21 protein-coding genes and 1 pseudogene are annotated in these 24143 nt (G+C 66.7%); 13 read left to right on the top strand and 9 right to left on the bottom strand.

The genetic code is table 11. From position 1 onward, the window contains the following. Nucleotides 1-95 precede the first annotated feature (95 nt). The 3 genes from RZ1_RS14590 (at nucleotide 96) to RZ1_RS14600 (ending at nucleotide 2880) form a co-directional block, all read left to right on the top strand. Nucleotides 96-956: an ABC transporter ATP-binding protein gene (locus RZ1_RS14590; RefSeq protein ID WP_083583702.1), complete on the top strand. Its 861-nt coding sequence runs from the start codon at nucleotides 96-98 to the stop codon at nucleotides 954-956. Then, on the top strand, nucleotides 940-1791 hold the full coding sequence (locus RZ1_RS14595) for an ABC transporter permease (protein ID WP_238071664.1): 852 nt from the start codon (nucleotides 940-942) through the stop codon (nucleotides 1789-1791). The genes RZ1_RS14590 and RZ1_RS14595 overlap by 17 nt, the downstream gene beginning before the upstream one ends. A gap of 141 nt (nucleotides 1792-1932) precedes the next feature. Then, nucleotides 1933-2880, top strand: a complete 948-nt coding sequence (locus RZ1_RS14600; protein WP_083583703.1) for a MetQ/NlpA family ABC transporter substrate-binding protein — start codon at nucleotides 1933-1935, stop codon at nucleotides 2878-2880. Between the two features lie 19 nt (nucleotides 2881-2899). Here the strand turns inward: RZ1_RS14600 and RZ1_RS14605 are convergent, their stop codons facing one another. The 6 genes from RZ1_RS14605 to RZ1_RS14630 form a co-directional block, all read right to left on the bottom strand. Beyond that, nucleotides 2900-4495, bottom strand: a complete 1596-nt coding sequence (locus RZ1_RS14605; RefSeq protein ID WP_072812901.1) for a copper resistance CopC/CopD family protein — start codon at nucleotides 4493-4495, stop codon at nucleotides 2900-2902. A 79-nt stretch (nucleotides 4496-4574) separates the two neighbouring features. Further along, on the bottom strand, nucleotides 4575-5318 hold the full coding sequence (locus RZ1_RS14610; protein WP_072813003.1) for a YcnI family copper-binding membrane protein: 744 nt from the start codon (nucleotides 5316-5318) through the stop codon (nucleotides 4575-4577). Nucleotides 5319-5323: 5 nt separating this feature from the next. Then, entirely contained in the window at nucleotides 5324-6706 is a 1383-nt protein-coding gene (locus RZ1_RS14615) for an NAD(P)-binding domain-containing protein (protein WP_072812903.1), read from the bottom strand. 91 nt (nucleotides 6707-6797) lie between these two features. Further along, nucleotides 6798-8087: an LLM class flavin-dependent oxidoreductase gene (locus tag RZ1_RS14620; protein WP_072812905.1), complete on the bottom strand. Its 1290-nt coding sequence runs from the start codon at nucleotides 8085-8087 to the stop codon at nucleotides 6798-6800. A 26-nt stretch (nucleotides 8088-8113) separates the two neighbouring features. Further along, nucleotides 8114-9346, bottom strand: coding sequence for an acyl-CoA dehydrogenase family protein (locus RZ1_RS14625; RefSeq protein ID WP_072812906.1), 1233 nt, complete (start codon nucleotides 9344-9346; stop codon nucleotides 8114-8116). A 25-nt stretch (nucleotides 9347-9371) separates the two neighbouring features. Further along, nucleotides 9372-10349 carry an LLM class flavin-dependent oxidoreductase gene (locus tag RZ1_RS14630; RefSeq protein ID WP_072812907.1) on the bottom strand — a complete coding sequence of 326 codons (978 nt, stop codon included), beginning with the start codon at nucleotides 10347-10349 and terminating at the stop codon, nucleotides 9372-9374. A gap of 276 nt (nucleotides 10350-10625) precedes the next feature. Between RZ1_RS14630 and RZ1_RS14635 the strand changes: the two genes are divergently transcribed. Next, the gene (locus tag RZ1_RS14635; RefSeq protein WP_238071663.1) at nucleotides 10626-11954 is read left to right on the top strand and encodes an NtaA/DmoA family FMN-dependent monooxygenase; all 1329 of its coding nucleotides are present in this window, start codon (nucleotides 10626-10628) and stop codon (nucleotides 11952-11954) included. An 86-nt stretch (nucleotides 11955-12040) separates the two neighbouring features. Here RZ1_RS14635 and RZ1_RS31360 read toward each other — a convergent pair. Then, nucleotides 12041-12415 (bottom strand): annotated as a pseudogene (locus RZ1_RS31360) (FAD-dependent oxidoreductase); the annotation flags it as partial. 232 nt (nucleotides 12416-12647) lie between these two features. Here RZ1_RS31360 and RZ1_RS30045 point away from each other — a divergent pair. The 6 genes from RZ1_RS30045 (at nucleotide 12648) to RZ1_RS14660 (ending at nucleotide 19939) form a co-directional block, all read left to right on the top strand. Next, complete coding sequence (locus RZ1_RS30045; protein ID WP_139281845.1) at nucleotides 12648-12875, top strand: hypothetical protein; 228 nt, start codon at nucleotides 12648-12650, stop codon at nucleotides 12873-12875. A 6-nt stretch (nucleotides 12876-12881) separates the two neighbouring features. Further along, nucleotides 12882-13226, top strand: a complete 345-nt coding sequence (locus RZ1_RS14640; RefSeq protein ID WP_072812911.1) for a DUF1036 domain-containing protein — start codon at nucleotides 12882-12884, stop codon at nucleotides 13224-13226. Nucleotides 13227-13301: 75 nt separating this feature from the next. Next, nucleotides 13302-13991: a matrixin family metalloprotease gene (locus RZ1_RS14645; protein WP_072812913.1), complete on the top strand. Its 690-nt coding sequence runs from the start codon at nucleotides 13302-13304 to the stop codon at nucleotides 13989-13991. Between the two features lie 28 nt (nucleotides 13992-14019). After that, the gene (locus tag RZ1_RS14650) at nucleotides 14020-15729 is read left to right on the top strand and encodes a CHAT domain-containing protein (protein WP_072812914.1); all 1710 of its coding nucleotides are present in this window, start codon (nucleotides 14020-14022) and stop codon (nucleotides 15727-15729) included. 197 nt (nucleotides 15730-15926) lie between these two features. Further along, nucleotides 15927-17867 (top strand): CHAT domain-containing protein, encoded by a 1941-nt coding sequence (locus RZ1_RS14655; protein WP_072812916.1) that lies wholly within the window; start codon nucleotides 15927-15929, stop codon nucleotides 17865-17867. Beyond that, entirely contained in the window at nucleotides 17864-19939 is a 2076-nt protein-coding gene (locus tag RZ1_RS14660; protein ID WP_072812918.1) for a caspase family protein, read from the top strand. The genes RZ1_RS14655 and RZ1_RS14660 overlap by 4 nt, the downstream gene beginning before the upstream one ends. Before the next feature lie 4 nt (nucleotides 19940-19943). On the opposite strand, the gene RZ1_RS14665 is transcribed toward RZ1_RS14660, so the two are convergent. Further along, nucleotides 19944-21119 carry an oxygenase MpaB family protein gene (locus RZ1_RS14665; protein ID WP_072812920.1) on the bottom strand — a complete coding sequence of 392 codons (1176 nt, stop codon included), beginning with the start codon at nucleotides 21117-21119 and terminating at the stop codon, nucleotides 19944-19946. Between the two features lie 121 nt (nucleotides 21120-21240). Here RZ1_RS14665 and RZ1_RS14670 point away from each other — a divergent pair, with 121 nt between their 5' ends. Together RZ1_RS14670 and RZ1_RS14675 are read left to right on the top strand one after the other, a co-directional pair. Then, nucleotides 21241-21798, top strand: a complete 558-nt coding sequence (locus tag RZ1_RS14670) for a TetR/AcrR family transcriptional regulator (protein ID WP_072812922.1) — start codon at nucleotides 21241-21243, stop codon at nucleotides 21796-21798. A gap of 47 nt (nucleotides 21799-21845) precedes the next feature. Beyond that, a complete protein-coding gene (locus RZ1_RS14675; protein ID WP_072812923.1) occupies nucleotides 21846-22538 on the top strand; it encodes an SIMPL domain-containing protein in 693 nt (230 codons plus the stop codon). 57 nt (nucleotides 22539-22595) lie between these two features. On the opposite strand, the gene RZ1_RS14680 is transcribed toward RZ1_RS14675, so the two are convergent. Further along, nucleotides 22596-23195, bottom strand: coding sequence for a dihydrofolate reductase family protein (locus RZ1_RS14680; protein ID WP_072812925.1), 600 nt, complete (start codon nucleotides 23193-23195; stop codon nucleotides 22596-22598). A gap of 175 nt (nucleotides 23196-23370) precedes the next feature. Here RZ1_RS14680 and RZ1_RS14685 point away from each other — a divergent pair, with 175 nt between their 5' ends. After that, the gene (locus RZ1_RS14685; RefSeq protein ID WP_072812926.1) at nucleotides 23371-24141 is read left to right on the top strand and encodes an 8-oxoguanine DNA glycosylase OGG fold protein; all 771 of its coding nucleotides are present in this window, start codon (nucleotides 23371-23373) and stop codon (nucleotides 24139-24141) included. Nucleotides 24142-24143 lie beyond the last annotated feature (2 nt).

The raw sequence follows: 24143 nt of genomic DNA on the forward strand, positions 1-24143 counted from the left end.
ACCGAACGCGTCGTGTGACCTGGACTATCCGCCCCACCCGATAACAGCAGAAGACCTGGCAACCCCCCGCATTCCTCACACGAAAGTCGATCGACATGAGTCAACTGCTAATCGAGCAGCCCGAACAGCACACGCAGCCGATCGCTGCAGAGGCCACCGCCCCGGAATGGCAGATCGAGGCGAAACGAGTCACCAAGCTCTATCCGAAGCCCGGATCGAGAAAGGAGCCCACCGCGGTCCTCGACGGCTTCGACCTCCGGATCGAGAAGGGTGAGTTCCTCTCGCTTCTCGGTCCCAGCGGTTGCGGCAAGTCCACATTCCTGAACATCCTCGCCGGCCTCGAGACATACAACGGCGGTGCTGTACTCGTCGACGGCAAGCGTGTCTCCGGGGTCAACAAGAACGTCGGAGTCGTATTCCAGGGATACGCTCTGTTCCCCTGGCTCACTGCGCAGAAGAACGTCGAGGTCGGCCTCGAGGTTCGCGGCATCCCCAAAGCCGAACGTCGCGAGCGCGCAGCCGAGGTACTGAAGACGGTGGGTCTCGAGCACTCCGCAAATCGGCTGCCTCATCAGCTCTCGGGCGGTATGCGTCAGCGCGTCGCCATCGCCCGTGTGCTCGCCTACGAGCCGGAGATCCTCGTCTTCGACGAACCGTTCGCGGCACTGGACGCACAGACCCGCGAGTTCCTCCAGGCCGAGCTTCTCCGCATCTGGGAAGCCGGACAGACGAAGAAGACGATCCTGTTCGTCACCCACTCGATCGACGAAGCCATCTTCCTCTCCGATCGGATCGCAGTCATGACCAAAGCCCCCGGCAAAGTGAAGACGATCTTCGACGTCGATCTGCCGCGGCCCCGCGACAGCACTGTACGGAGCTCGGAAGACTTCGTGCACATTCGGTCGCGGGTGGCACGGATCCTCGAGGAGGAGGTGAACCTTGGCAACGCTCACTGAAGAACCGACACGCGGGCAGGGCCGGCCGGACGAGGACGACCTCGAGCCCCTGAAATCGCCCCGGTGGTTCGACAAATACGACCGGCTCGCCTACGGCGCCATCGGCCTGGCCGCGTTCCTGGTCGTCTGGTGGTACGTGGTCGCGTCCGGATTCGTCAGCGACCTGTACCTCGCCACGCCGCAGGACACCGCCAAGGCGTTCGTCGAGGGCCTCGTGGACGGCACGCTCCGGTCGGAGATCTGGCCGAGTGTTCAACGCGGGCTGATCGGCTTCGCCATCGCGCTCGTCGTGGGTATTGCACTCGGTGTCGTTGTCGGTTCCGTCCCGCTCTTCCAGAAGCTCGCGGAACCGGTTCTGCTCTTCTTCCGCAACCTCTCACTGCTCGCATTGCTGCCAGTGTTCGTGGTGTTCTTGGGAATCGGTGAGGAATCGAAGGTCGCCATCGTGGTGTGGGCCTGCTTCTGGCCGATCTTCATCACAACGGTCGGCGCGGTCGGCGGTGTGGAGCGGATCCTGCTGAATGCGGCACGCACCCTCGGGGCAGGACGGGTATACATCTTCACTCGTGTCGTCCTTCCGGCAGCGATCCCGTCCATCTTCCCGGGTATCCGACTCGCGGCGTCGAACACGTTCACCGCACTCGTTGCGGCGGAACTCGTGGGCGGCGCTCAGGGACTCGGCATCTACATCAACAACGCCGCACTGCGGTACCAGACCCCTCAGATGTATGCCGGCATATTGACACTGGGCCTGATCGGAATCCTCACCAACGCAGTGATGACCGCTGTCGAATGGCGCGTGACCGCGTGGCAACGCGGGTTGACGAACAAGTGACGGAACCTCGGATCCGTGCCGATACCGCTCGGGAACGGCACAGTTCACAGTGAGCCGGCACCCGGGAACTCGACGGAGAGTGACCGGGTGCCGGTTCGTGCCATCCGGTTCTCTATTGCACAAGAGTGGAGCAGCAGTCAGATGAAGTGGACCGACGGCAACAACACGACCAGAGGTAGGAGCGTCCGCGCGCCCCTCGCGTTCGTTCTCGCAACCGCGATCGCGCTTGCCGGTTGCAGTTCGGGCACCGAGGTGAACTACGAGTCCGAGTCGTCGGGCGACGACACGCTCGTCGTCCACGTCGGCGTCGGGGACGACCGGAAGATCCTGGAGTACGTCGTCGAGAACCTGCTGCCGGACTCGATCGACGTCGAACTCGTCGAGGCCACCGACAATTCCAACGCGAAGATCGCCTCCGGGGAGGGCGATCTCGCCTATTTCCAGCATATTCCCGCGTTCGACGCCGACGTCGCGGAGCACTCCTACGACAATCTGAACGTTGTCTCCAAGGCCAATGTCGTACCGTATGCCCTCTACTCGTCGAGGTGGACGGGCATCGCGGATACCGAGGATCAGGTGAACTCCGGGCTGGTGGAGGACAGCGTCACCGGATCGGACCTGCCACACGGATCGCAAGTCGTACTACCCTCGTCTCCAACGGGTTTCGCACGGGGCCTCTATCTGCTGCAGAGCGCGGATCTTGTGACGCTCGATCGCCCGTTCGGCGGTACCTCTAGGGCCGATCTGACAATCTCGCAGGCGAACGTTCTCGATTCGCAGCGTCATCTGTCGCTGGTGGGCCTCAGCTACGACAACTATCTCCGGTCGATCTACGAGAACTACGACGCGGTGGTCCTCAACCCGAGGGATGCGGAGACGATCGGACTTGAGCCGGCAAAGGATGCACTCGCGATCGAGCCGGGGCCGGACAATCCGTACGCGCACGTGCTCGTCGCCCCTTCCCGTTTGGCCGGTGACCATCGTGTGCTCGAATTGGCGCACGCGCTGGAGAGCCCCCGGACAGCGCAGTTCCTGGAATCCGAATTTCGCGGAACGAACATTCCTGTGGCATCTGCGGAGAGCAGGTGACGCGAAGGCTCGCCTGCGGCTACAGCACCGTGTAGTCGAACGACGCCAGCTTGGGACCACCGCGGCTCTCGAAGCGAACCGTGACCGTCCACTCCCCCACTGCCGGAACGATCAATCCATCACTTTCCCAAGTGATCTGGTCATCATCGGCACCTGTCCGCGTGAGGTCGACGACCATCCGTGTCACATTCGCCTCGACCGACGACAAGTTGACCTCGACACCCGGAAGCTCCGCACTCGGGTCGTAGCCTGCCGGGATCGCGAATCGAACGGTGAGTGACTGCGGACCACGACGAATCGAGTCGATCTCCACCTCCAGGATCTCGGACGCGCCGAAGGCGAGTTCGGTCCGCACATCGGTCGTGTAGCTGTCCTCGGCCGGCGTGACCGACGACAACACCGACGTGGCCGCCAGGACCGCGACCGCAAGACCCGCCTCCACAATCAGTACGCCGGGTCTGCACACCGTGGCGTCTCCGCCCTCGTCGTGCCCGGAGATTCTGCGGTCGGGATACCTGCGGTAGGTCAGGTACCCGGCCGCCACAACCGAGACGACCAGCGCGATCTTGCCGAGCAGCACCACGCCGTAGACCGTGGTGACCAGCGCTTGGATCGGGCGAACCTGGATCATCGCGAGGATCGCCCCGGCGGCAATGACGAGGAGCACATGAGCCCCTGCGACCCGATGCCAACGATCGAGCCGGGTGATCTTCGGCAGAACCACAATCAGGAAGGACACCCCGCCGAGCCACACCGCCGCGGCGTACAGGTGGATCGCGGTCCCGGCGAACGAAAGCGGCCATGTCTCCGTCGATCCCCCGTGACCGCCGAGCGTGACCGCGACGATCGCCGAAACGGCCTGCAGATACCCGACGATCCCCGCTGCCGGGCGCGTACCTGGCGGAAACGCGAACGCGACGGTGCTCAGCGCCACTGCAACAACGACCGCAATGCCCAGTCGGCTGCCCAGCACCGCCCCGACGGCCGACCCCGATACACCGGCGAGGCCGCCCGCCTGCTGCGCTACCTGCACGATGAACCGGCCCAGCAGTCCGACAATCACCAGCGCCGCCCCAGCACGGTAGACGATGCGGAAGCGGCGACCGCTCAGTGCTTCGGGCCAGACCCACCGGCCGGCGATCAGCAGTCCCGCAGACAGGATCACACCGAGGTACACCGCGGCCTTGCTCGGGTACCGCAGGTACCGCTCGGCTCCGGGCGTCGATGCACCGGCTTCGAGCCCGTCGCCGATCCGGGTGACGGAGCCGACCGTGAATCTGCTCGACAGTGACACCACATGGGTATCCGCCGAAATCACCTGCGCGGTCGCGAGATACGCGCCGCCGGGGAGTTCTCCATCGATGACGACGACGATCCGATGGCCGCCGCCCTCGACTCGGTTGCCCGCCCACGCGTGCCGCGTTCCCTCGCTGTCGATCAGCTGAACCGAGCCGTCGACCAGTGTGACCGGCTCGCTCAGATCGAACGACACAACCCTCGGTGCGACATCGGCGTGAGATCCGTCCGCGGGCGTTGTCGAAACGATGGTGGCATGGGCCGAGGCAGCAGGAGCTCCCCACACGGCCGCCGACGCGACGACCGCCAGGATCCCCATGACCACAACGATCCTGGTGACAACACCCCGGGGTCCATGGATTCGGGTGTCACCCCAGGGCTGATCCGTCGACAAGCCGCTACGACTCTGCGACATGACCTCGCCGCAGGAGAACGATCACCGCGGCAGTCGAGGCGATCGAAAGCACCAGTGCGAGCGCCGCGGCGGTCTGCCACAACCACTCGGCGGATGCACTCCCGGACGCGGTTGCGGCCGCATGGTCGTCACTGCCCGAATCGGATGCAGCAACTGCCGATGGCGAACCCGTTGTCGTCGCCCCGTGTCCGTCACCGTGCCCACTTCCGTCGACCAGCGTCACGACGGGAGCCGGATACTCGGGATCGATCCCATCGTTGACGACCACTTCGTTCCAGGACACCGCCGATCCGTCGCTGTAGGTCTGATCGCTGGGCAAGGGCACGGAATCGACGTCCTCTGGCCACGGTCCCGCAGACAGGGTGAACACACCGAACTCCCCGGTCTTCACACCCTGGGCGGGATCCGCCGCCTGCCAGATGATTCGTGACACCCGCTGCCCGTCGCCGGACTGTTCACGTTCGACCGTTGCCGTCCATCCCGGAATCGGGAGGGTCCGGGCGGAGGTCAGATCGACTCCTTCGGGGATCGTCACGGTCACTCCGACTGTGGACGCCGTGTCGGACTCGGTGGGAACGACGAGCCGCACCAGTCCGTAACCGCCCTTCGACAACTCCCCACCGCTGTCGACCCGAACATGCGCCGTGGCAGGTACCGCCAGGACCGTCGACGCCGCGCCTGCAAGCACCGTCCCGGCCACAAGACTCCACATCGACCGATGCACCATGCCGCTCACCGTCCGGCCCCGGCCGGCACCGAGCGCGCCCGGTCCAGATCAGCCAGGACCAAGTCCCGTGCGATCGCTCCCACCAGACGGGGAACGCCGGTACGCAGGCTCGGCACATCACCCACAGGAAGTCCGAAACTGGTGCTGGCGCCGATGCTGAACACGTGGATGTTCGCGAGCCACGGCGCAGCTCCCGGAACTTTCTCGGTGAATTCGTATCCCTGGCCGAGGTACGGTGCGGATCCGAGCAGGTCCGACGTGAGGTCCTCGGGCGGGGTATACACATCGGACCAGAGCGCAATGTGCTCCGCAATCGACGCCAATTCCGCTCGGGTGTCGGGATCCTGCTGATATCCGGTCCCGGCGATTACGAAGTCGAAGGCACGGATTCCGTCCGCGCTGTCGACGACGACCTGCCCGTTCCGCTCCACGACCGATTTCCAATCGGCAGCAACATGGAGATGGTAGTTCGCGAATGCCGCCGCGCGTGCGACGGACTCCGAGGGGACGTTGGCCCCTCGCGCCGACGAGTGCCACCGCTGGCGCCAGCGCTCACCGTCATCGAGCAGTGGGAACATGTCCTGTACCAACGGGTTCGGGCGCGCTCCGGCTTCCGGCGCGACGACCGGTTCCGGGCGCCGTGTGTAGACGTGGACCTCCGCAGCGTTCGCTTCCAGTGCCGTCGCGGCCGCATCGAACGCGGACGAGGCAGCGCCCAGGACCGCAACGGATCTACCCTGCAGCGAAGCGAAATCGATCGGATCCGCGGTGTGGGCGTACAAGTGTCTCGGCAGCGCCGACAGAACCGCCGGGATGTTCGGAGTGCCGGTGCCCGAAACACCGGTCGCGAGAACGATCTTGCGGGCATCTTCGGTCCAGGTCCTGCCCGCCGCGGCGAGATGCAGACGCAACCGGCCGGTTCCGAGGGGTTCGATGTCCGTCACGCGGATTCCTCGGCGGACCTCGACCCCGACCTGCTGCCGGTACCAGGTGAGATAGTCCGCCCAGTCCGGTGTCGCGATCTTGTCGATCGACTCGAACGTACCGGCACCGTGAACGCCTTCGTACCAGGCGCGGAAGGTGAGCGTGGCGTTGCCGAGCTCCGGCCCGGAGATGGTCTTCGGCGTGCGCAGGGTGCGCATTCGGGCCCGAGACCGCCACGCGAGCGCCGACTCGTCGACAGCCTCGTCGACCACGGTGATGTTCGTGATGCCGGATCGGCGCAGCGCATGAGCGATTGCCACACCGCTCTGGCCGCCCCCGACAATGGCGACATCGTGGTCGACGTCTTCGACCGGGGTGATCAGATTGACCCCGCTGTAGTCGAGCAAGCGGAACGATTCCTGCACCGCGGCGTCGTGCGCGGGATGGTGATTGCTGTCAGTCATTGCGACCTCATCGTTTGTTCGTCCTAGGATCAGCGGTGTGATGGGGCTGGCCCACCGGCGGTGTGGGGGCGACCCGAAATCCGTTCGCCCACTAGGGCACCGATTCGAGTGCCGGCGCGGATGCACGGAACCTGTCCCGGAGCGTGGATTCCGTGTACTCGTCACGGAACAAGCCGCGTCGGCGCAGGATCGGCACGACCTGGTCGACGAAGTCTTCCAATCCTGACGGAAGGGCATCGGGCATGAGGTTGAAACCGTCGGCTGCCGCGGTCTCGAACCAATGCTCGATAGTGTCGGCGACCTGTTCCGGCGTGCCGATCACCGCACGATGACCGCCACCGCCGTTCAACTCCCGAAGCAGCTGTGCCACCGTCAGATCGCGCTCCCGAGCCAAGCCGACAACCGATTCGCGGAAGCCCAGGGAGCCGGCGTAGTTGTTCGGGTCCGGTGGCCCGTCCAGCAGAGACGAGGGTAGCGGCCGGTCGAGGTCGAGTTCGTCGAGACACACCCCGAGGGTCAGTCCCAGGCGTTCCCACCCGAAGCGTGCAGGCACGTGCGCACGCAACGCCTCGTGACGGTCGATGGCCTCCTGCTCGGTCGATCCGATGACGGTGATCAGCCCAGGCAGGATCTTCACATCATCGGGATTTCGGCCGGATGCACGGGCGACGTCCTTGACGTGCCGATAGTGCCGGCGAGCCGCATCCAGTGTCAGTTCCGCCGAGAACACTCCGTGTGCGGTGCGTCCAGCCAGATCCCGCCCCGCAGGAGATCCGCCTGCCTGGATCAGAGGCGGGTGGCCCTGGGCCGACGGGAGTACTCGCAACTGCGCCTCGACGTCGAAGAACTCGCCGTGGTGCGAGACCGGACGACCGGTGCCTGCACTGTCCCACAACGCGTCCATCAGCGACACGAACTCCTCCGCTCGGCGGTAACGGTCATCGCGGCCCGGGATCCGGTCGAGCCCGAAGTTCGCTGCCACACTCGGGGAGTACGTCGTGACTACGTTCCAGGCCACACGCCCGCCGCTGACATGATCGAGAGAGAGAAACCGCTCGGCAAGATCGTACGGGTCGTTGAAGGTAGTGGAAGCGGTGCCGATCAGCCCGATGTGCTCCGTTTCCGCCGCGACCGCCGCGAGGACCACCGTCGGCTCGAGCGCCCGAGACGGCTTGATGCTGGGGCTCTCCCAGAAGCCCGGACTGTCCGCGAGGAAGAACGCGTCCAGTGTTCCGCGCTCGGCGATACGGGCAACCTTCACGTAGTGATCGAGATCGACGAACGATCGCGCATGCACGTCGTCGAGCATCCAGGCTCCGGGGGCAATGCCCACGTCGAGCACATTCACGTTCAGGATCACGCGTCGTTGCGAGCTGCTCATGCCAATCTCCGTTTCGGTTCCGCGGATCAGAAGAATCCGGTGTCGGGCAGCGGTGTGTCGTTGACGACGAGGTCACCGAGAACGCGCGCCTTGTACGTTGTCGGGTTGTGCGAGAAGAGGGTTCGCAGATTGCGCCAGTGCCGGTCGAGGTGCGCGGATTGCCGGGTGGCCGACGCCCCACCCACCTCGAACAGTCGGCCCGCGGCGCGCAGCGCCACTTCCTCGATCGCAACCTTCACCTTCGCCGCCGCCACTGCGGCGGCGCGCTCGAGATCGGCGTCGACACCGGCCGTGCGGGCCGCGTCGGCGGCAACGTCCTGGGCCCCTGCCGCCGCGCGGACCAGCGCCTCCGCGGCATACGCGGTGGCCGACAGGGTACCGATGACCTCCAGCAACTGCGGGTCGTGGCGAGGTTCCTCGGTGGTGGCGAAGACGAAGCTGCGTTTGCGGGACCGCACGAGTTCCGACGCGTCGGAGGTCACTGCCCGCAGTATGCCCGCGGTGATCGCGTGGAGGAACAGCTGCGGCAAGGCCTGACGGGGACGGACCGGAAGGTCCTCGCCCCGGAACGGCAGGGTCTCGTTCACAGCGACCCACACGTTCTCGAAGACGGTCGTTCCGCTGCCGGTATGCCGCTGGCCGATCCCGTCCCAGTCGTCCTTGTGCTCGATCCCAGTGCGATCGACCGGGACGATCGCACTGAGCAACTTGCCGCCGGGCAGCTTCGCCGAAACCCGGATGTAGTCGGAGTAGAGGGATCCGGTGCTGTAGAACTTGACGCCGTCGAGCCGGTACCCGTCCCCATCGGGCACGAGGGTGGAGTCGTACTTGTAGGTGCCGACAGGACGGCTGCCCAGTTCGGACGACGCGCCACCGAACAGCTTTCCGTCGAGGATCTCGGGCAACCATGCCGACTTGCGATCCGTCCGCGGCTGCCGGAGGACCTCCTCCACGAATCCGTAGTGGACGCGCACGATGTGCGGAACGTCCGGATCTGCCTCGGCAAGATCGACGACGAGATCGAACAGCTGCTGCAGGCTGTAGCCGCCGCCGCCCTGTTCACGGGGCACGCGGACGGCGCCGAGCCGATGCTTCCGGAGCAATGCGGCTGCACGGTGCGGACCTTCTGTCCCTCCTGCGGCACGCCGCGCCACGGCATCCGCACGGATTTCCTCGATCACAGAGGCCAGCTCGGGCGATCCGGGCGCCGGAGGGCGAACCGTCTCGGCCGGAAGGCTCACGGAAACAACGGCTGTCATGACTTTCTCCTGTCGTAGTGGGTTGTCAAGCGACCGGGAAGGCGAGGCGGACACCGACCGTCTCCGGTTCGGGGACGGCGAGCCCCAGCCGCTCTCGCAGCGTGACCCGACGTCTGTCTGGCTGCGGCGGACGTGCGACGGCATCAATAACACGTGACCATGTGTCGGATGTGCCCCCGTGCACGAGTACCCCGTCCGTGAGCGAGGCGTCGACGGGCTCGCGACCCTCTGCCCAGGTCACGTCGGCGAGCAGAACTTGGCTCCGCACCACGGAGCCCAACGACGCACGATAGCGGGCGGCCGCCTCCGCATCGGCGACTACAACCACGTCGGCGACGCGGCCGGCCACCTGTTCTTCCCCTTCGTCGCGAGGTGACCAGAACACCGGAGGCCGGACCTGCGGGGGCTCGGGGACGTTGAGCGGTCCCGCCACTCGATAGACCCCGTCGTGGTCGATATGGACAATACGGCCGGAGTCCACGAACACACCCCGGCTTCGGTCTCGCACAATGCTGGTGGCCGGCCAGCTGCCCCACAACGAGCGAACGACGGTGACGGCGTCTGCTGTGGCGTCGAGCGGGTCGGCGTCGACCCAGACCGCATCGGCATGCGGTTCGGTTCGGTCGACGGTCCCCACCAGCCAGCCCACCCGACCCCGCGAACCGTGATCCACGGAAGCGAGCCGCCGGGCGACGTTGTACGGATGTTCACGCCCCACGGCGGCGGCCACCACGATCCCGACATCCGTGGTGTGTCGAGCCAGTACGACGGCGGCGACGGTCGGGTCGAGAGTGGGCGTGTCCGGATGGGAGGCAGACAGCCGGTCTCGGCCGAACACGAGGAAGTCGACTCCGGCCTCCTCGACCGCCCGCCCGAACTCCGCTGCAGTGCCGCGGGTTCGGTGATCGAGCAGATCCGTGGCAAACACCGAGTCGACTGCCAATCCGACGATCGGTGTGCGTCCTGCCCGATCCGGTTCGATTCGCCGTGCAGCTGCGCTCATTGTGTTCTCCGTCCAGATTCGCGGCGCCAAAGCGGATTCAGGCTATGGCTCTCCAAACAGGTTCCAGAACCCTTCCGCTCGAATTGATTTCAACAGCAATTCCCCCGGCATACCCCGGATGACCGACCTGTCTGGATTACCTCCGGCGGGAGGGAAACACTTTCAAGCGGTGCATGAGCAGCGGATGATGACCCCGCAAACGACTCTCCCACTACGCGGCGAGACTCCCGGCCGAGCGAGGTATGTGTGCCCCACCCGAAACCGTCGATATTCTTCGTGTCCTCCGAGTTCCACTTCACGGATCGGTTCCCACGATGGAATGCCGATTCCGGGTATGCCGGACCGGACGGCAACCATCGGTCGAAAGCCGAGTTCGCGCGCGAACTGGAGGAACTCGGATTCGATGCAGTCTTCGCGGCCGACTTCGCGGGTTTGAACCGGAATCAGATCAGGCACAACGGTCCACGCTCGTTCGAGCCACTGACCCTGGCCGCGTTCCTCGCCGCGCATACCGACAGGATCGGTCTCGTCATCACGCTGTCCACCCAGTTCAGCGAACCGTACACCGTGGCCAGAGAACTCAATTCGCTTGATCGACTGTCGGCCGGCCGCGCCGGCTGGAACGTCGTGACGTCGTTCAACGGCGAGTCCAACTACGGATACAGTGCCCTACCCACTCCCGCGGACCGCTACCGGCGGGCACGAGAGTTTCTCGATGTGACCATGGCGCTGTGGACGTCGTGGGATCCCGATGCGATCGTGTCGGACCGGGACACCGAAGTGTACGTCGACACCGACAGGGTCCGTGACAGCGAGTGGAAGGGTGAGAACTTCCGTGTTCGGCAGGCGCTCGACCTACCACCGTCACCGCAGAGGTTCCCGGTGATTGCACAGGCGGGTGCGTCAGAGTTGGGAATCGAGTTCGCCGCCGAATCGGCCGAGGTCGTTTTCGTCGCGAGTCCCGACCTGCCTTCGGGACAGCGGTACTACGAGAAGCTGAAGTCCGCGATGGTGGCGAGCGGGCGGCAGCCGGACGATCTGGCGGTACTTCCCGGAATCCGGATCCATCTGGGGGACACCGTCGAAGATGCACAGGCCGCGTATCGCGCCGAGCTGACCGATCTCGATCTTGCGCGGGCGCGGGAGGCGATCCGCTACGAGATCCCGGAACTCGACCTCTCCGACCTCGGGTTCGACGATCCTGTTCCCCTCGAACGCTTCCCGACGCTGGACGACATCGAGCGTCGCGGCCGCCGGGTGAGCCGGGCGCTCATCTATCGGACATGGGTCGAGTCCGGTGAGTACGTGAACCTCCGTGATCTCATGCTCCGATACGCGACATCGTTCGGCCACTTCCAGATCGTGGGCACTGCGGAGTCCGCGGCCGCGACGATCGAGGAATGGATCGACGAGCGCGCCGCGGACGGGTTCATCCTGCTGGGCGGGTCGAGCTTCGAGCGGATACGACGCGATCTCGTTCCGCTGCTGCGCCGGCGCGGGATCTTCCGCGACCCGGCCGCCGAACCCGATCGGGCAGCGACACTCCGTCAACGCCTCGGAACTACGCCGGGACTCGATCGGAATCGTCATCTCGCCGTGCGCTGAGGACGCTCGCCTGTGCCACACCGAGTTCGCGATGCAGATCGATCACGTCTGCCCGCCGAGCACCTCTGCGGGCAGACGCGGCGGCAATGGTCGCGGTCGATCCGGCGCTGGTATCCCGCGGCGACGCGCACCTCCCCGTCGCCATCGACGAGCTCCAGCGCCGGCGAGTGGTCGAGGATCCGTACGTCTGATCGAGTACCCGATCCATCCAGCGATGATCGGCCAGATAGCCGCCGAGCGCTTCGCGGCTCGCCTTGGCCTGCTCCCGCGCGGACCGTCCGGGCGCGACGTACCGGACACCCGTGCCGGACGGCGCGGTCGTACCGCTGGCTCCGCAGTACCCCTTGTCGACGAGCTCCACATCGGCCCCCAGCCCGGCGCGCACGCAGCGCTGCCCCCGTCCCGGCGGGTCCACCGCCGATGACGAGAACGTCGGTACTCGGGTCCAGTGGTTCGGTCACGGGCAGGTTCCTGTCGCGCGGGGTCTTCCGCGAGGATTCCGCATTTGCTCCGGGGACGCCATCACCAGAATCAGGGTGATGTGAACTCGCCCCGACCGACTACGCATGCCCCAGGGCACCGCCGTGGGCACCGACGGGCCGAGTCCCGCACAGACAGGTAGCGCGCTACTCGTGACCCCCGACACCGGGCGACACAGACTGGGATTCCGCACAGCCCCTACGAGGAGGAACCATGACGGATTCCCGAAGTTCTTCTCGCGAACCGGAACCCACCGCCGCTTTCGGCGCCCCCGTGTTCGCCGGCACGGAAGTCGACCAGAGTGTCGGTTTCGACGACTCGACCGGTGCCGCAGGAGACCCGTCCGAGGAGGGCGCGCACACACTCGCGCCTCGCAGCGAAGGTGACATCCCCACGGCATCCGTCGCCGACCTGATCCGCCAGCACTCACCGGAAGGGTGATCGACGATGGAAATCCGCTTTCGCAACAACTATCCCGCCACGGTATCGGTGGCGGTGATGTTCTACAGCCCCGGAACTTGTGGCCAGCATGGCAATTGGGGAACACGCGGCTGGTGGAACATCGCGCCTGGTCAGATGGCACACGTACTCAACACGGAAAACCGGTTCATGTGCTACTACGCCGAGGCCGGCGACGGCGCCCGGTGGGTCGGAAACTTCGGTCCGATGTACGTCTACCGGAACAGTTTCGATTCGTGCCTCAATCTCGGGTCGACCGCCGCGATCGGGCGCGTGGGAACACGGCAGGTCGATACCGGAGGGAAGAACACGATCGTCAACCTGAACCCCTGAACCCCTGAACCCCTGAATCCCGACCCGAACCGCCGGGGCCGTCCGTCCCGCCGGAGAACCTCACGAGGAAGAACCATGACCGAAAACAATGCCCGACATTACTGTTCGCTGGTGCTGCCGCCGCAGGACACCGAGAAGACCCGGGCCGCGCTGCTGAAGGAATCGAAATGGGGCGTCGGGGACCGGGTGACCGTCCGGTTCCTCGAGGGCGATCCGGACCTGCGACGGCGGGTGCGCAGCGTCGCGGAGGAATGGACCGGAGAGAAGATGGCGAATCTCGCCTTCCACTTTGTCGATTCCGGACCGGCGGACATCCGGATCGGCTTCGAACAGGGCGACGGCTCCTGGTCGTACCTGGGCACACAGTGTCGGCAGATCCCACCGGCGGAACGCACGATGAACTACGGCTGGCTCACGCCCTCGTCGTCCGACGACGAGTTGCGCCGCGTCGTGCTCCACGAGTTCGGGCATGCGCTCGGCCTCATCCACGAGCATCAGAATCCGAACCGTCCGATCGCCTGGAATCGGCGCGCCGTCATCGCCGATCTTTCGGGTCCGCCCAACAGATGGGATCCCGCGACGATCGAGCACAACATCTTCAAACGGTATGACCCGCGGTCTGTTTCGGCAACTCCCACCGATGCGGACTCGATCATGATGTATCCGATTCCCGCCCGGTGGACCACCGACGGTTTCTCGGCCGATCTCAATTCGGAACTGTCCGACCCGGACAAGGAGTTCATCCGTGATGCCTACCCGTGGTGAGCATCGAGCGAAGGAGGCCGGTCGTTCCGTGACCGGCCTCCTGGCCCGAGTCGTGCGGACGGTCGTGAACATTCTGGCCCGCGTTCTCGACATGGTCCGCCTCGGCTCGGTGACCGTGAGGCGCCGACGTGTTCCGGAACCGTCGTCGGCCGAGGCTCGCAGGGACGGACGTGTTCTGGAATCCGCGGTACCCGAGCCGACGGCCGGAACCCGCACGGCCTATGCACGCCTGGACGCACCCGACCGGGTTCCTCCCGGCGGCGTGTTCGAACTGCGCGTGGGTCTTGCGGAATCCTCCGGCCACGGCGTCACGAGCCCGAATCCCCTGTCGGTGCCGGACACCGAATTCACGCTGACGGTGACGGTATCCGCGGATGGCTTCGAGGTGCTCGGCGGCTCACCGATCCGCACGATCGCCGTGGGCCCCGACGATCCCTGCGCCTACGATGTGATCCGGCTCCGCGCGGTCGACGACGCAGCTCTGGCACCGGCCCGCAGCATCCTCGCGGTATTTGCAATCGAAGGCCGCACGATCGGGATCGCCACCCGGTCCGTGCTGGTCGGCGACGGTCCCGCCCCCGCCGAGCCGGTCCGCCCGGACGCGGACTGGGTACTGCCGACGGACCCGGGAACGCGGCCCGATCTGGAACTGGTGGTCGCGCCCGGCAACGACGCCGACGGACCGCGGCGTCTGTTCTGGTACTTCCGGTCCCCGCATGCGACGGTCGGCGACGGCAGATTCGTCGCCGCGGACCTCCCGGTGACGGTCGCGACGACCGTCCGGCAACTGATGACCGGTGTCGAGGACCGCTCGTCCGGAGTGGATCTGCCGTACTATCTGCGCGGCGTCGGTCGGCGCATCGCCGACGCGATTCCCGATCAGGTGTGGCGCGCGCTGAAAGCCGCAGCGGACGCGGTGGAGGGCCCGCCGAGTGTGCTGCTCGCGACCGCCGACCCGTACATTCCGTGGGAGCTCGCCCGCGTCCCGCAACCGTGGTGCGACGGCGACCCGCCCCTGCTCGGCGCGCAGACCGTGATCGGACGCTGGCCGTACCTGGCACACGGCCGGAGTCCGGCTCCCGCTCCCGACCTCGAACTGGACTCGATGGCCGTCGTCTTCGGGAAGTACTCGGACAAGGAGAACCTCGAGGAGGCAGCGCAGGAAGCCGCCCAGCTGTGCGCGCGTTATGCGGCGCAGCCCGTCGATGCCCGGATGAGCGACATCCTGCGCTGCCTCGACGGCACCCCCCGCGCGGATGTGCTGCATCTCGCGGTGCACGGCAACTTCGACCCGACCGGTTTGCGCGACGGTATCTACCTCGTCGACGGGAACTATCTGAGCCCGGTGTCGGTCGAAGGAGTCGAGGCAAGTCCGGTCCGGTTGGCGTTCCTCAACGCCTGCCAGCTCGCGCAGGGCCGCGAAGTGTTCGGCGTGTACGCGGGTATTGCGTTCGCGCTGTTGAATATCGGCGCAGAGGCGGTGGTCGCGCCACTCTGGAAGGTGGACGACGGGGCGGCGCGTGAGCTCGTCGGGGGGTTCTACCCGACGCTGTTCACCGGCATCCGCTCCCCCGCATCGATTCTGCGCGAGATCCGCTGCCGGTCAGTGGAATCCAGTCCAGCTGCAACCTCCCTCGCCTATGTCTACTTCGGTCATCCACTCTTGACGGTGAACTGGAAGTCCGCCGGTGATCGGTGCGGCGCGGAGTCGACCGCGCCCGCCGGAATCGTTCCCTGAGTGGGTGGCGCGCACGTGATCCTCGATTCCATTGTTCCCAAAAAGGATTCGCAGGTGACACGGCGGCACGCGTCTGCGGCCCCCCGACTGGTGGACTACCCGATTCCACGGATCCTCGTGAATCGAGGGACTACGCTCACTCGCTCGTGCGACGATGGAACCTCGAAGTCGTCCACTCCCCCACTGCGGAGCGATCGATGTCGAACTCGAACCAGAACGCGCGCATCTCGGTGATCGCACCCCGGGGTGCACAGCCCCGTGTCGATGCGCTCGAACCGACGGCACTGCGGCTGCTGCTGCCGGACCTTCCGCTCGACGCCGAGTACGCCGTCGCGGTGACCCTCCCGTCGCGCACCGATCAGGCTCCGATACCGGTCACCCTCGCGATCGGCTTCCCCCGTGGCGGAATTGCCCTGGTCTTCGACGAGGACGCGCAGGTGATCGTCACGGTCGACGGCCACGACGCCACCGACGGGAGCATCGACGTCGACGTGACGGTCCTGACGCGCCTGATCGTCGTCTGGGTCCGCCGTCCCGAAACCGCTGCGATGGACGGCGGCATCCTCGAATCCGCCGGTCCCGGCGACACGCCACAGATCGACGCGTTCCTCGCGGCCGATCTCCCGCCGGTGCTGCAGGCCGGGGTCTCGACGGTGCTGACGGTCCGTCTCGCCCGCGAGGAGCTCGACGACCTCCCGGACCGTCGCGATGCCCAGATGCCGCTGCGGATCCGGCCGGACCTACCCCTGATGGTCAAGTTGTGGCGAGACAACCTGCGCGTCGCTCCCGGCACCCGAGACGTCCTCGAACTCGCGTGTCCTGCGCCGGGAGACGTCACGACCGGTGAGTTCCACGTGGTGGGCGAAGTGCCCGGGGAGGCCGTTGCGACGATCACGGTGCGACAAGGCAACAACGCCTTTCCACACTCCGCACTGGTCCTGACCGTCACGGTCACCTCGGGCCCGGTACCGGCCGGCCTTCCCCCGAGCATCGGCACTGCCCCGGTCGAACAGCTGGATCCACGACTGGGCGATCTCCCGGTCCTCGCCGTCGGCGAAGATCTCGTCGCCGGCACCGCGACCCTCACGTTCGACCTGTCGCTACCGGACGGGTTCCATCGCACGTACTCGGGTCTGTCGCTCGTCGACAAGCGCGGCTACCTGGCGCGTCTGTACGACCGCCTCGAGGAGCTGTGGGACCTCCACAAGGACGCACCGACCCACGACGGGCGACGACGCGCCTTCGACACGGCGCTCGAGCACTACGGCAGCGAACTCGCCGACGATCTTCTGCCCGAGGCACTTCGTGACGATCTGGCCGCGCGGTGGACACTGCTCGACGGGCTGGCTGTCGTCACCACCGAAACCGACATCTCGTGGGAGCTCCTGACCGTCGAAGTGGACAGCGGCCCTGGCCCCAAGCGCCTGTTCCTCGGCGAGAAGGGCCTGATCCGCTGGTTCTGCGGCGGCGTGCACCCCGGGGCGTTGTCGCCGCTGCGCGACCGTCGCTGGGTCCTGTGCCCGGACGACTACCCGATCGGACTTCAGCTTCCGCACCTGACGTCCGAGCGGAACTACCTGCGCACCAAGCTCGGTGCGCGCGACATCGTGCCGGGCTCCGCGGACGTACTCGGCAACCTGCTGTTCGAGCGCAAGGTCGATCTGCTGCATTTCGGAGGGCACGGCGACATCGACTCCGACAATGGGCTGCCGAAACTGTTGCTGAGCGGCTTCACCGGTCAGCTCCCACCCGATGCGGGCAGCGTCTACCCGGCCGATCGTCTCGCCCGCGACTATCCACATCCCCAGGACAGGTCGTCACCGGGACCGCTCGTGGTCCTCAATGCCTGCCGTGCCGGCCGCGCGCGTACCGGCACCGACGCGTTCGCTCCCGCGTTCCTTTCCGGCGGCGCGGGCGCGGTGCTGTGCTGCCTGTGGAACGTCGACGACGAGTCCGCCGCCGAGTTCGTCCACATGTTCTACGAGGCACTACGCAACAAGGAGACCGTGTCGGAGGCGTTGACCATCGCGCGCACCGCGGCGCGCGCGATGGGCACCCCGGCATGGCTCGCGTACACCCTCTACGCACATCCGTTCGCCACCATCGACCTCACCGTCCCACCGGAGGAAATACCATGACACAACGCATCACCCGGGCCTCGTCCGGACTCACCCCGGACCAGGTCACCGCACTGCGCCCCCACGTCGTGGATCTGCGCGACGGCAAGCTCGCGACGGAAGCCGGCGGCGAGGGTGAGTTCTTCACCACCGACGCCGATGTCGAAGCGATCTTCGAAACGCATCTGCCGCAGTACGTCTCCGAGCACCGCGACGGCCCGGTCCCGCTCGTGCTCTACGCCCACGGCGGCGTGACGGCGGAGGCCAACGGCCTGCGGATCGCGCACCGGCAGATCCGTTGGTGGCTCGACAACGGCGCTTATCCCCTGCATTTCGTCTGGGAGACAGGGCTGGTCGACGCCGTAACCGATGCGCTGGCGGGCGTCCTCGCCCCGAGCGCCCGCGGACTGCTCGGCGACTTCCGCGATCGCGTGCTCGAAACGTTCGCGCGGCTCGCACAGGGCAAACGGCTGTGGGACGCGATGAAGGATGATGCGGTGACGGCCAGCGCTTCCGGTGGCGGCGCACGGCGGGTGGCGGAACTTCTCGGCACCTACGTCACCGATCATCCCGGCGCGATCACCGTGCACGCGGTCGGCCACAGCGCCGGATCGATCTTCCACGCGCATCTGCTGCCCAACCTCCTCCACGCCGGCGTCGAGCGTGTGGACACGATCTCGTTGCTCGCCCCGGCCGCACGCACCGACCTGTTCGAACAGAAGGTGCTGCCACAGCTCGATTCGGGGAAGGTGGGCCACCTCACGATGTACTCGATGACCCAGCAGGCGGAACTGGACGATACGTGCGGGGGTGTCTACGGCAAGTCGCTGCTGTACCTGGTGAGCAGATCGTTCGAGCCGGAGATCGGCGCTCCGATCCTCGGGCTTCAGGAATCGGTTCGGGACAACGACCGGCTCGCCCGGTTGTTCCTCGACGGCACCGCGTCCACCGACGCCGTCTGGTCCCCGGTGACGGCAGGCCCACACGACTCGAGTACCTCCCTCACTCACGGCGGGTTCGACGAGGACGCGCCCACGATGAACAGCGTCGCCCGCCGCATCCTCGCTCGCGACAACATCGTCGAGTTTCCCGAGGTCCGCGCCCGCGCGTCCGCACCCGAGGTGCTCCGCACCGCACCGGTCGCAGTGCCGCGATGGCCGAGCACATCGCCCCGCAAGGCCCTGTGCATCGGGATCGACCGGTATCCGGACGTTCCGGACCGGCTCGGCGGATGCGTCGCCGACGCCTGCGAGTGGGCCGATGCGCTGCACCGCGTCGGTTTCGACGTCGAAAGCCTGCACGACGATCGGGCCGACCGCACGTCGATCCTGCGTGTGATGGTCGAACTCGTGTCCGGCGCGTCACCCGGCGATGTACTGGTCGTCCAGTATTCCGGGCACGGCACCCATGTGCCCGATCTGAACGGCGACGAGAGCGGGGCCGGCGACTCGGCCGACAAGCAGGACGAGGCCCTGTGCCCGGTGGATTTCCGCGGGGGCGAATTGCTCATCGACGATGACCTGGGGCAGGTCTGGGATCTGCTTCCGGTCGGGGTCGGACTCACACTGGTCTTCGATTCGTGTCACTCCGGCTCCGCCAACCGCGGCCTCAATTCCGCGGAACTGGAACAGATCCGCAAGGACACCGATTCGCTGCCGCGGTATCGGGTGCTCGACGACGAGACCGTGCGGAAATACCGGGAGATTCGCGGTTCCTCGGTTCCGGCGGAGACCCGCACGGACCGCGAACTCTTGTTCAGCGCGTGCAGCGCCGTCGAGGTCGCGTACGAGACGGCAGGCCACGGCGATTTCACCCGCAAGGCTGCGCCGCTGGTCGCTACCGCGGCGGGGTTCGTGACCAATGCCGAGTTCCTCGCCCGGGTGCGGGACGGGTTCAATCCGCGTCAACATCCGGAGATCCACGGCTCGAACGACCTGCACGACCAGTTGTTCCTGTTCACCCCGACCGGCGCGCCGGCCGCGGCCGGCCCGACCGCCGCGTTGCGGGCGGGCAGCACCGACGGCCAGGTTCGGGCGGTCGCGGCGTTCCTGCGCGCCACCGCAGACCTCATCGACCCATCTGGCGGGAACTAACCGTTCAGTGCGGCGCCGCGTCCACCAGGTCGTGTTCGACGCGGTAGTCCGCGCGCATCCGCTCCATCGAGACGTCGCGGCCCTTGTAGGCGCGCAGCGTCACCCGTTCCCGATCCGGGTAGCGCAGGTCCTGGATCCGATTGACCAGGGCCAGGGCCGGGCCGATCCGCCGCAGCACGTGCTTGACCGGCCCGTCCGGGATGCGGAGGGCGTCGGCATCGGCGTCGCCGATGAACACGCGCTGCAAGCCGTACATCAACGTCTTCGAAACGGCCCGCGTGAACCGCTCGTTGCCGGGCAGCAGGTTGGCGAGTTCGGGAACGAGGTAGTCGCCGGTGAGCGCGACGACGAAGTCCCGGTCGTCGTCGCTCGGGCCGGGCGAGGTCAGCCGGTACAACTCCTCGACGAGGAGGTGGTCGGCTTCCTTGCACAGGTTCAGGTCGTCGCTCATGCCGATGACGTGGCCGACGTAGCGCCACAGGTGGTAGATGTCGTCGCGTTCCTCGTCGGTGAACCGCACGCCCAGCATTTCCATCGCCTCGACGGCGATGTGCCCGAACTCCGCCATCGTCAGCGCCATGTAGGACTGCGGGATCGGTACACCCCACGCCTCCTCGTCCCAGCGACCGCTCGCGAGGATGCCGCGACGCACGTGCGCGTGGATCAGCCGCACCCGCACGGTGAACGCGAAACCCGCTGCGTCGCGTCGCATTCCACCGCGGGTGAGCACGTGCCGCAGCCACTCCCCGACCTCGACCGACCGCACCGCCGGCTGGCTGACATACCGGCCCGTCAGCGCGAGCGGTTTGCCGGCGATCTCGTTGCCGGCACCGCGCACCAGCGAGGCGGCACCGAGCACCATGCCGAGGATCGAGGTGTGCCGGACGAGGGCGTCGGCGGCGTTGTCGAGACGGTCGTGGTCGACCCAGTCGGGTTCGTCGTCGAGGAATTTGAACAGCATTCGCAGAGACTCGGGTGCATCGGCAACCGAATCGATTCCCCCGGCGAGGGCGGCGCGCACCGCTTCCGTCGCGGACGAGGCGCCGAAGTCGTCGGCGACGACGGCGTCGGCCAGCGGATCACCGTGCCACATTCCGTCCAGCCATCGGTGCCCGAGGTCGCCGTAGCGACGCACCGCAACATCGGCGTTGACAAGGTCACGAGGAATCCGTCGCTCCATGCATTTCATGGAAACACGAAGAATCCTCACTTACTATTCACTTTCTGTGAGCTCCCGCCAGGATCGGAACACCGCAGGTAACAACGCACGAAAGTCGCCGACGCAGCAACGCAGCCGCGAGATGCGCAAACACCTGCTCACGTCTACCCACGAACTGCTCGCACGGAACCCGCCGGTCCGTCCCAGCACGACCGCGCTCGCCGAGCACGCCCACGTCAGCATCGGCACCGTCTACCGCTACTTCCCCGACATCGACGCGATCGTCGACGAACTGCGCATGACGGCGGTCCACGACATCACCACGTCGTTGTCGACCGCGATCGGCCGGGCGATGGATCAGGAGCCGGCGGTCGCGATGGTCACCGTCGTGGAAGGCCTCACCGCAGCGTTCGAGAAGCACGCGGCCGTACTGCGCGTGTCGTACACATCCGGTGAAAGCGAATTCGGGATGGCGTGGACCGAGATCGAAGGTCCGCTGCGGCCGCTGGGGCGGATCATTCCGGCGCGGCTGCGACCGGATCTCGACGACGCCGCGATCGACGATCTGGTGTTCATCGTCATGGGCGCGACCGCGAGCCTGTGTTCGCGGATCGCGTTGCTGCGTCCGCCGCAGTCCGATCGGGACAAGCTCGTCTCGGTCGCGGCGCGCATGTTGCTCGCCGCCGTCGAGGACGCCTGATCCGCGAAGACCGACGACAGCCGTGCCGTGCTGGCACACTCGCGGGCATGAACGAGCTCACCGTCACCGTCGCCGGTCACGCCGAACGCGAGTACGCGCCGAACCGGTGCACGGTCGCGCTGCAGGTGCACGCCGACGGTGCGACGCGGGAGCAGGCCGCCGACCCGGTCGCCCGGGCGGTCGCCGCCCTCACCGGTCTCGTCACCGAGATGCGTGAACGCCCCGGCAACCCCGTGAAACGGTGGACGTTCGACCAGGTGCGGCACAGCCGCTACCGCCCGTACAGCAACGAAGGCGCGACGCTCCCGTGGCGGTACACGTCGGCGGCGTCGATCACGGTGACGTTCCACGAGTTCGACGCGATCGGTGCGTTCGTGGACCGCGTCTCGGGGTTCGAGGCCGTCACGGTCGCCGACCTGCGCTGGTGGATCGGCCGCCGGTCACGGCAGAAGAAGCTCGCCCGGGTTCGCGACCTCGCGGTGCAGAACGCACTCGACAAAGCGAAGGGATACACGAAAAGCCTGGGCTACAGCACTTTCCGTGCGGTCGCGATCGCCGATCCGGGGATGCTCGGGCTGCCGACGCCGCCGGCGCCGTACCCGGGTGGAGGACCCGTGATGCGGTCTGCGATGCACGCCGGCCTGACGTCCACCTCCGAGGAGAGCGGTCCCGCGTTCACCCTCGAACCCGACCGCATCAGCATCACCGCCGACGTGGAAGCACGGTTCGAGGCGTCGTAGCCGTCGTTCTGTGTGGATTCACGCCCGCTGGGCGAACACAAACCCACACAGAACCCCTTACGGCATGCTGCTGGCCCCTGGTTTCGAGACGTCGTCACGCGGGCGGTCGTGCAGGGTCGGCGCGTAGACCAGTTGCTGGACGCGACCGTCGAACGTGTGGGACTCGAGGAGTTCGAGGTCGAATTCGGCGCCGGGCACGAACACCGGATTGCGGCCGCTGGTGCCGGTGATCGCGGGGAAGACCGTGATCACGACCCGGTCGACGAGCCCGGCCGCCATGAGCGCCCGGTTCATCGACAGGCTTCCGTGCGACCACAGCGGAAGATCGGATTCGGCTTTCAACCGAGGGATCGCGGTGAGCGCGTCCTCGGCGATCAGCGTCGTGTTCTCCCACTTCAGCGGCGGCTCGAGCGTCTTCGAGACGACCACCTTCCGCGCCTTGTTGATGAGGTCGAAGATGGGGTCGTCCCCGGACTGGACGATTCGATACAGGTCCCGGTAGGTGTTGGCGCCGAGCACGAGGATCCGGTCGGATCCGAACGCGTCGGCACGGCTCGCCACGAGTTCGGGGCCTTCCTTGCCCCAGTATCCGGGCCAGTCCACCGCGGTTCCGTATCCGTCGAGGCTGGTGAAGACGTCGAACGTATAGGTGGCCATGCTGATTCGAACCTCCGGACGCGACGAGCCGCTGGGTCGAACGGTGATGGTGAAATCTGCCGCTGTTACCGTAACGCGAACACACCTGTATGGGTCGGGAACCGATAGGTGATCCCTCAGCGCCTGCGCGTGTCCCACCCCGGTTTCACGGTCCGGTCGTGGCAGTGTCGACGATGTGCATCCGTACGACGAGGGTTTCGAGCCACCGAAGGCGTGTTCGGAGTGGTGCCGGGCGCGGTCGTTCGATCTGCAGGTGCTCGACGAGGGCGTCACCGTCGACCTGAAGTGGTGGAACGGCCACCTCGAACGCGCCGGGCACGAGATCCGGCTCCGCGGCCGCAATCTCGACGGACGTGTCGTCACCTCCGGGGACGCGATCGTCCAGCGCAACGATCTTCGCCTCGGCAGCGAGCTGATCGACGCCGACCACGACGGACTGGGCCTGCTGTTCCTGTGCGCGGCGTGGCGAAGCGCGCATCCGAGACGACGCGGCGCCCGCCGCTTCCCCGACGTCCGCGACGCACGTGCCCCGAAGAACCGCGACCGGCTCGCGAAGATCAAGGGTGTGCTCGACTACTGCGCGAAGACGAAATCGCTGCCCGATACGTCCCGGCAGACCTGGTCGGGGTGGCCGGACACTCCCGGGATCGGCGTTCCCCTCCTGGCGACGTACCTGTGGGCCGTCGAGGTCCAGACGGACGCAGGACCGGCGCAGATGCTCGACCAGCACGGGGTGTCGACGCTCGTTCACGAAGGCTGGCTCGAGGATCCGTCGGTCGCCGATTTCACGCTGCGCCGCTACCACCGGTACGTGGATCTGCTCACGACGTGGGCGTCGTTGATGACGACCCGACCCGAGCTCGTCGAGATGTGGCTCGTCGACCGTTGGCACGCCCGCGTCTGCGAGGCCCGCGACGGCTCGCACGCGACACCGCGCCTGTTCTGACG

This window comes from Rhodococcus zopfii NBRC 100606 = JCM 9919, from assembly GCF_001895025.1.
Classification (GTDB): Bacteria; Actinomycetota; Actinomycetes; order Mycobacteriales; family Mycobacteriaceae; genus Rhodococcus; species Rhodococcus zopfii.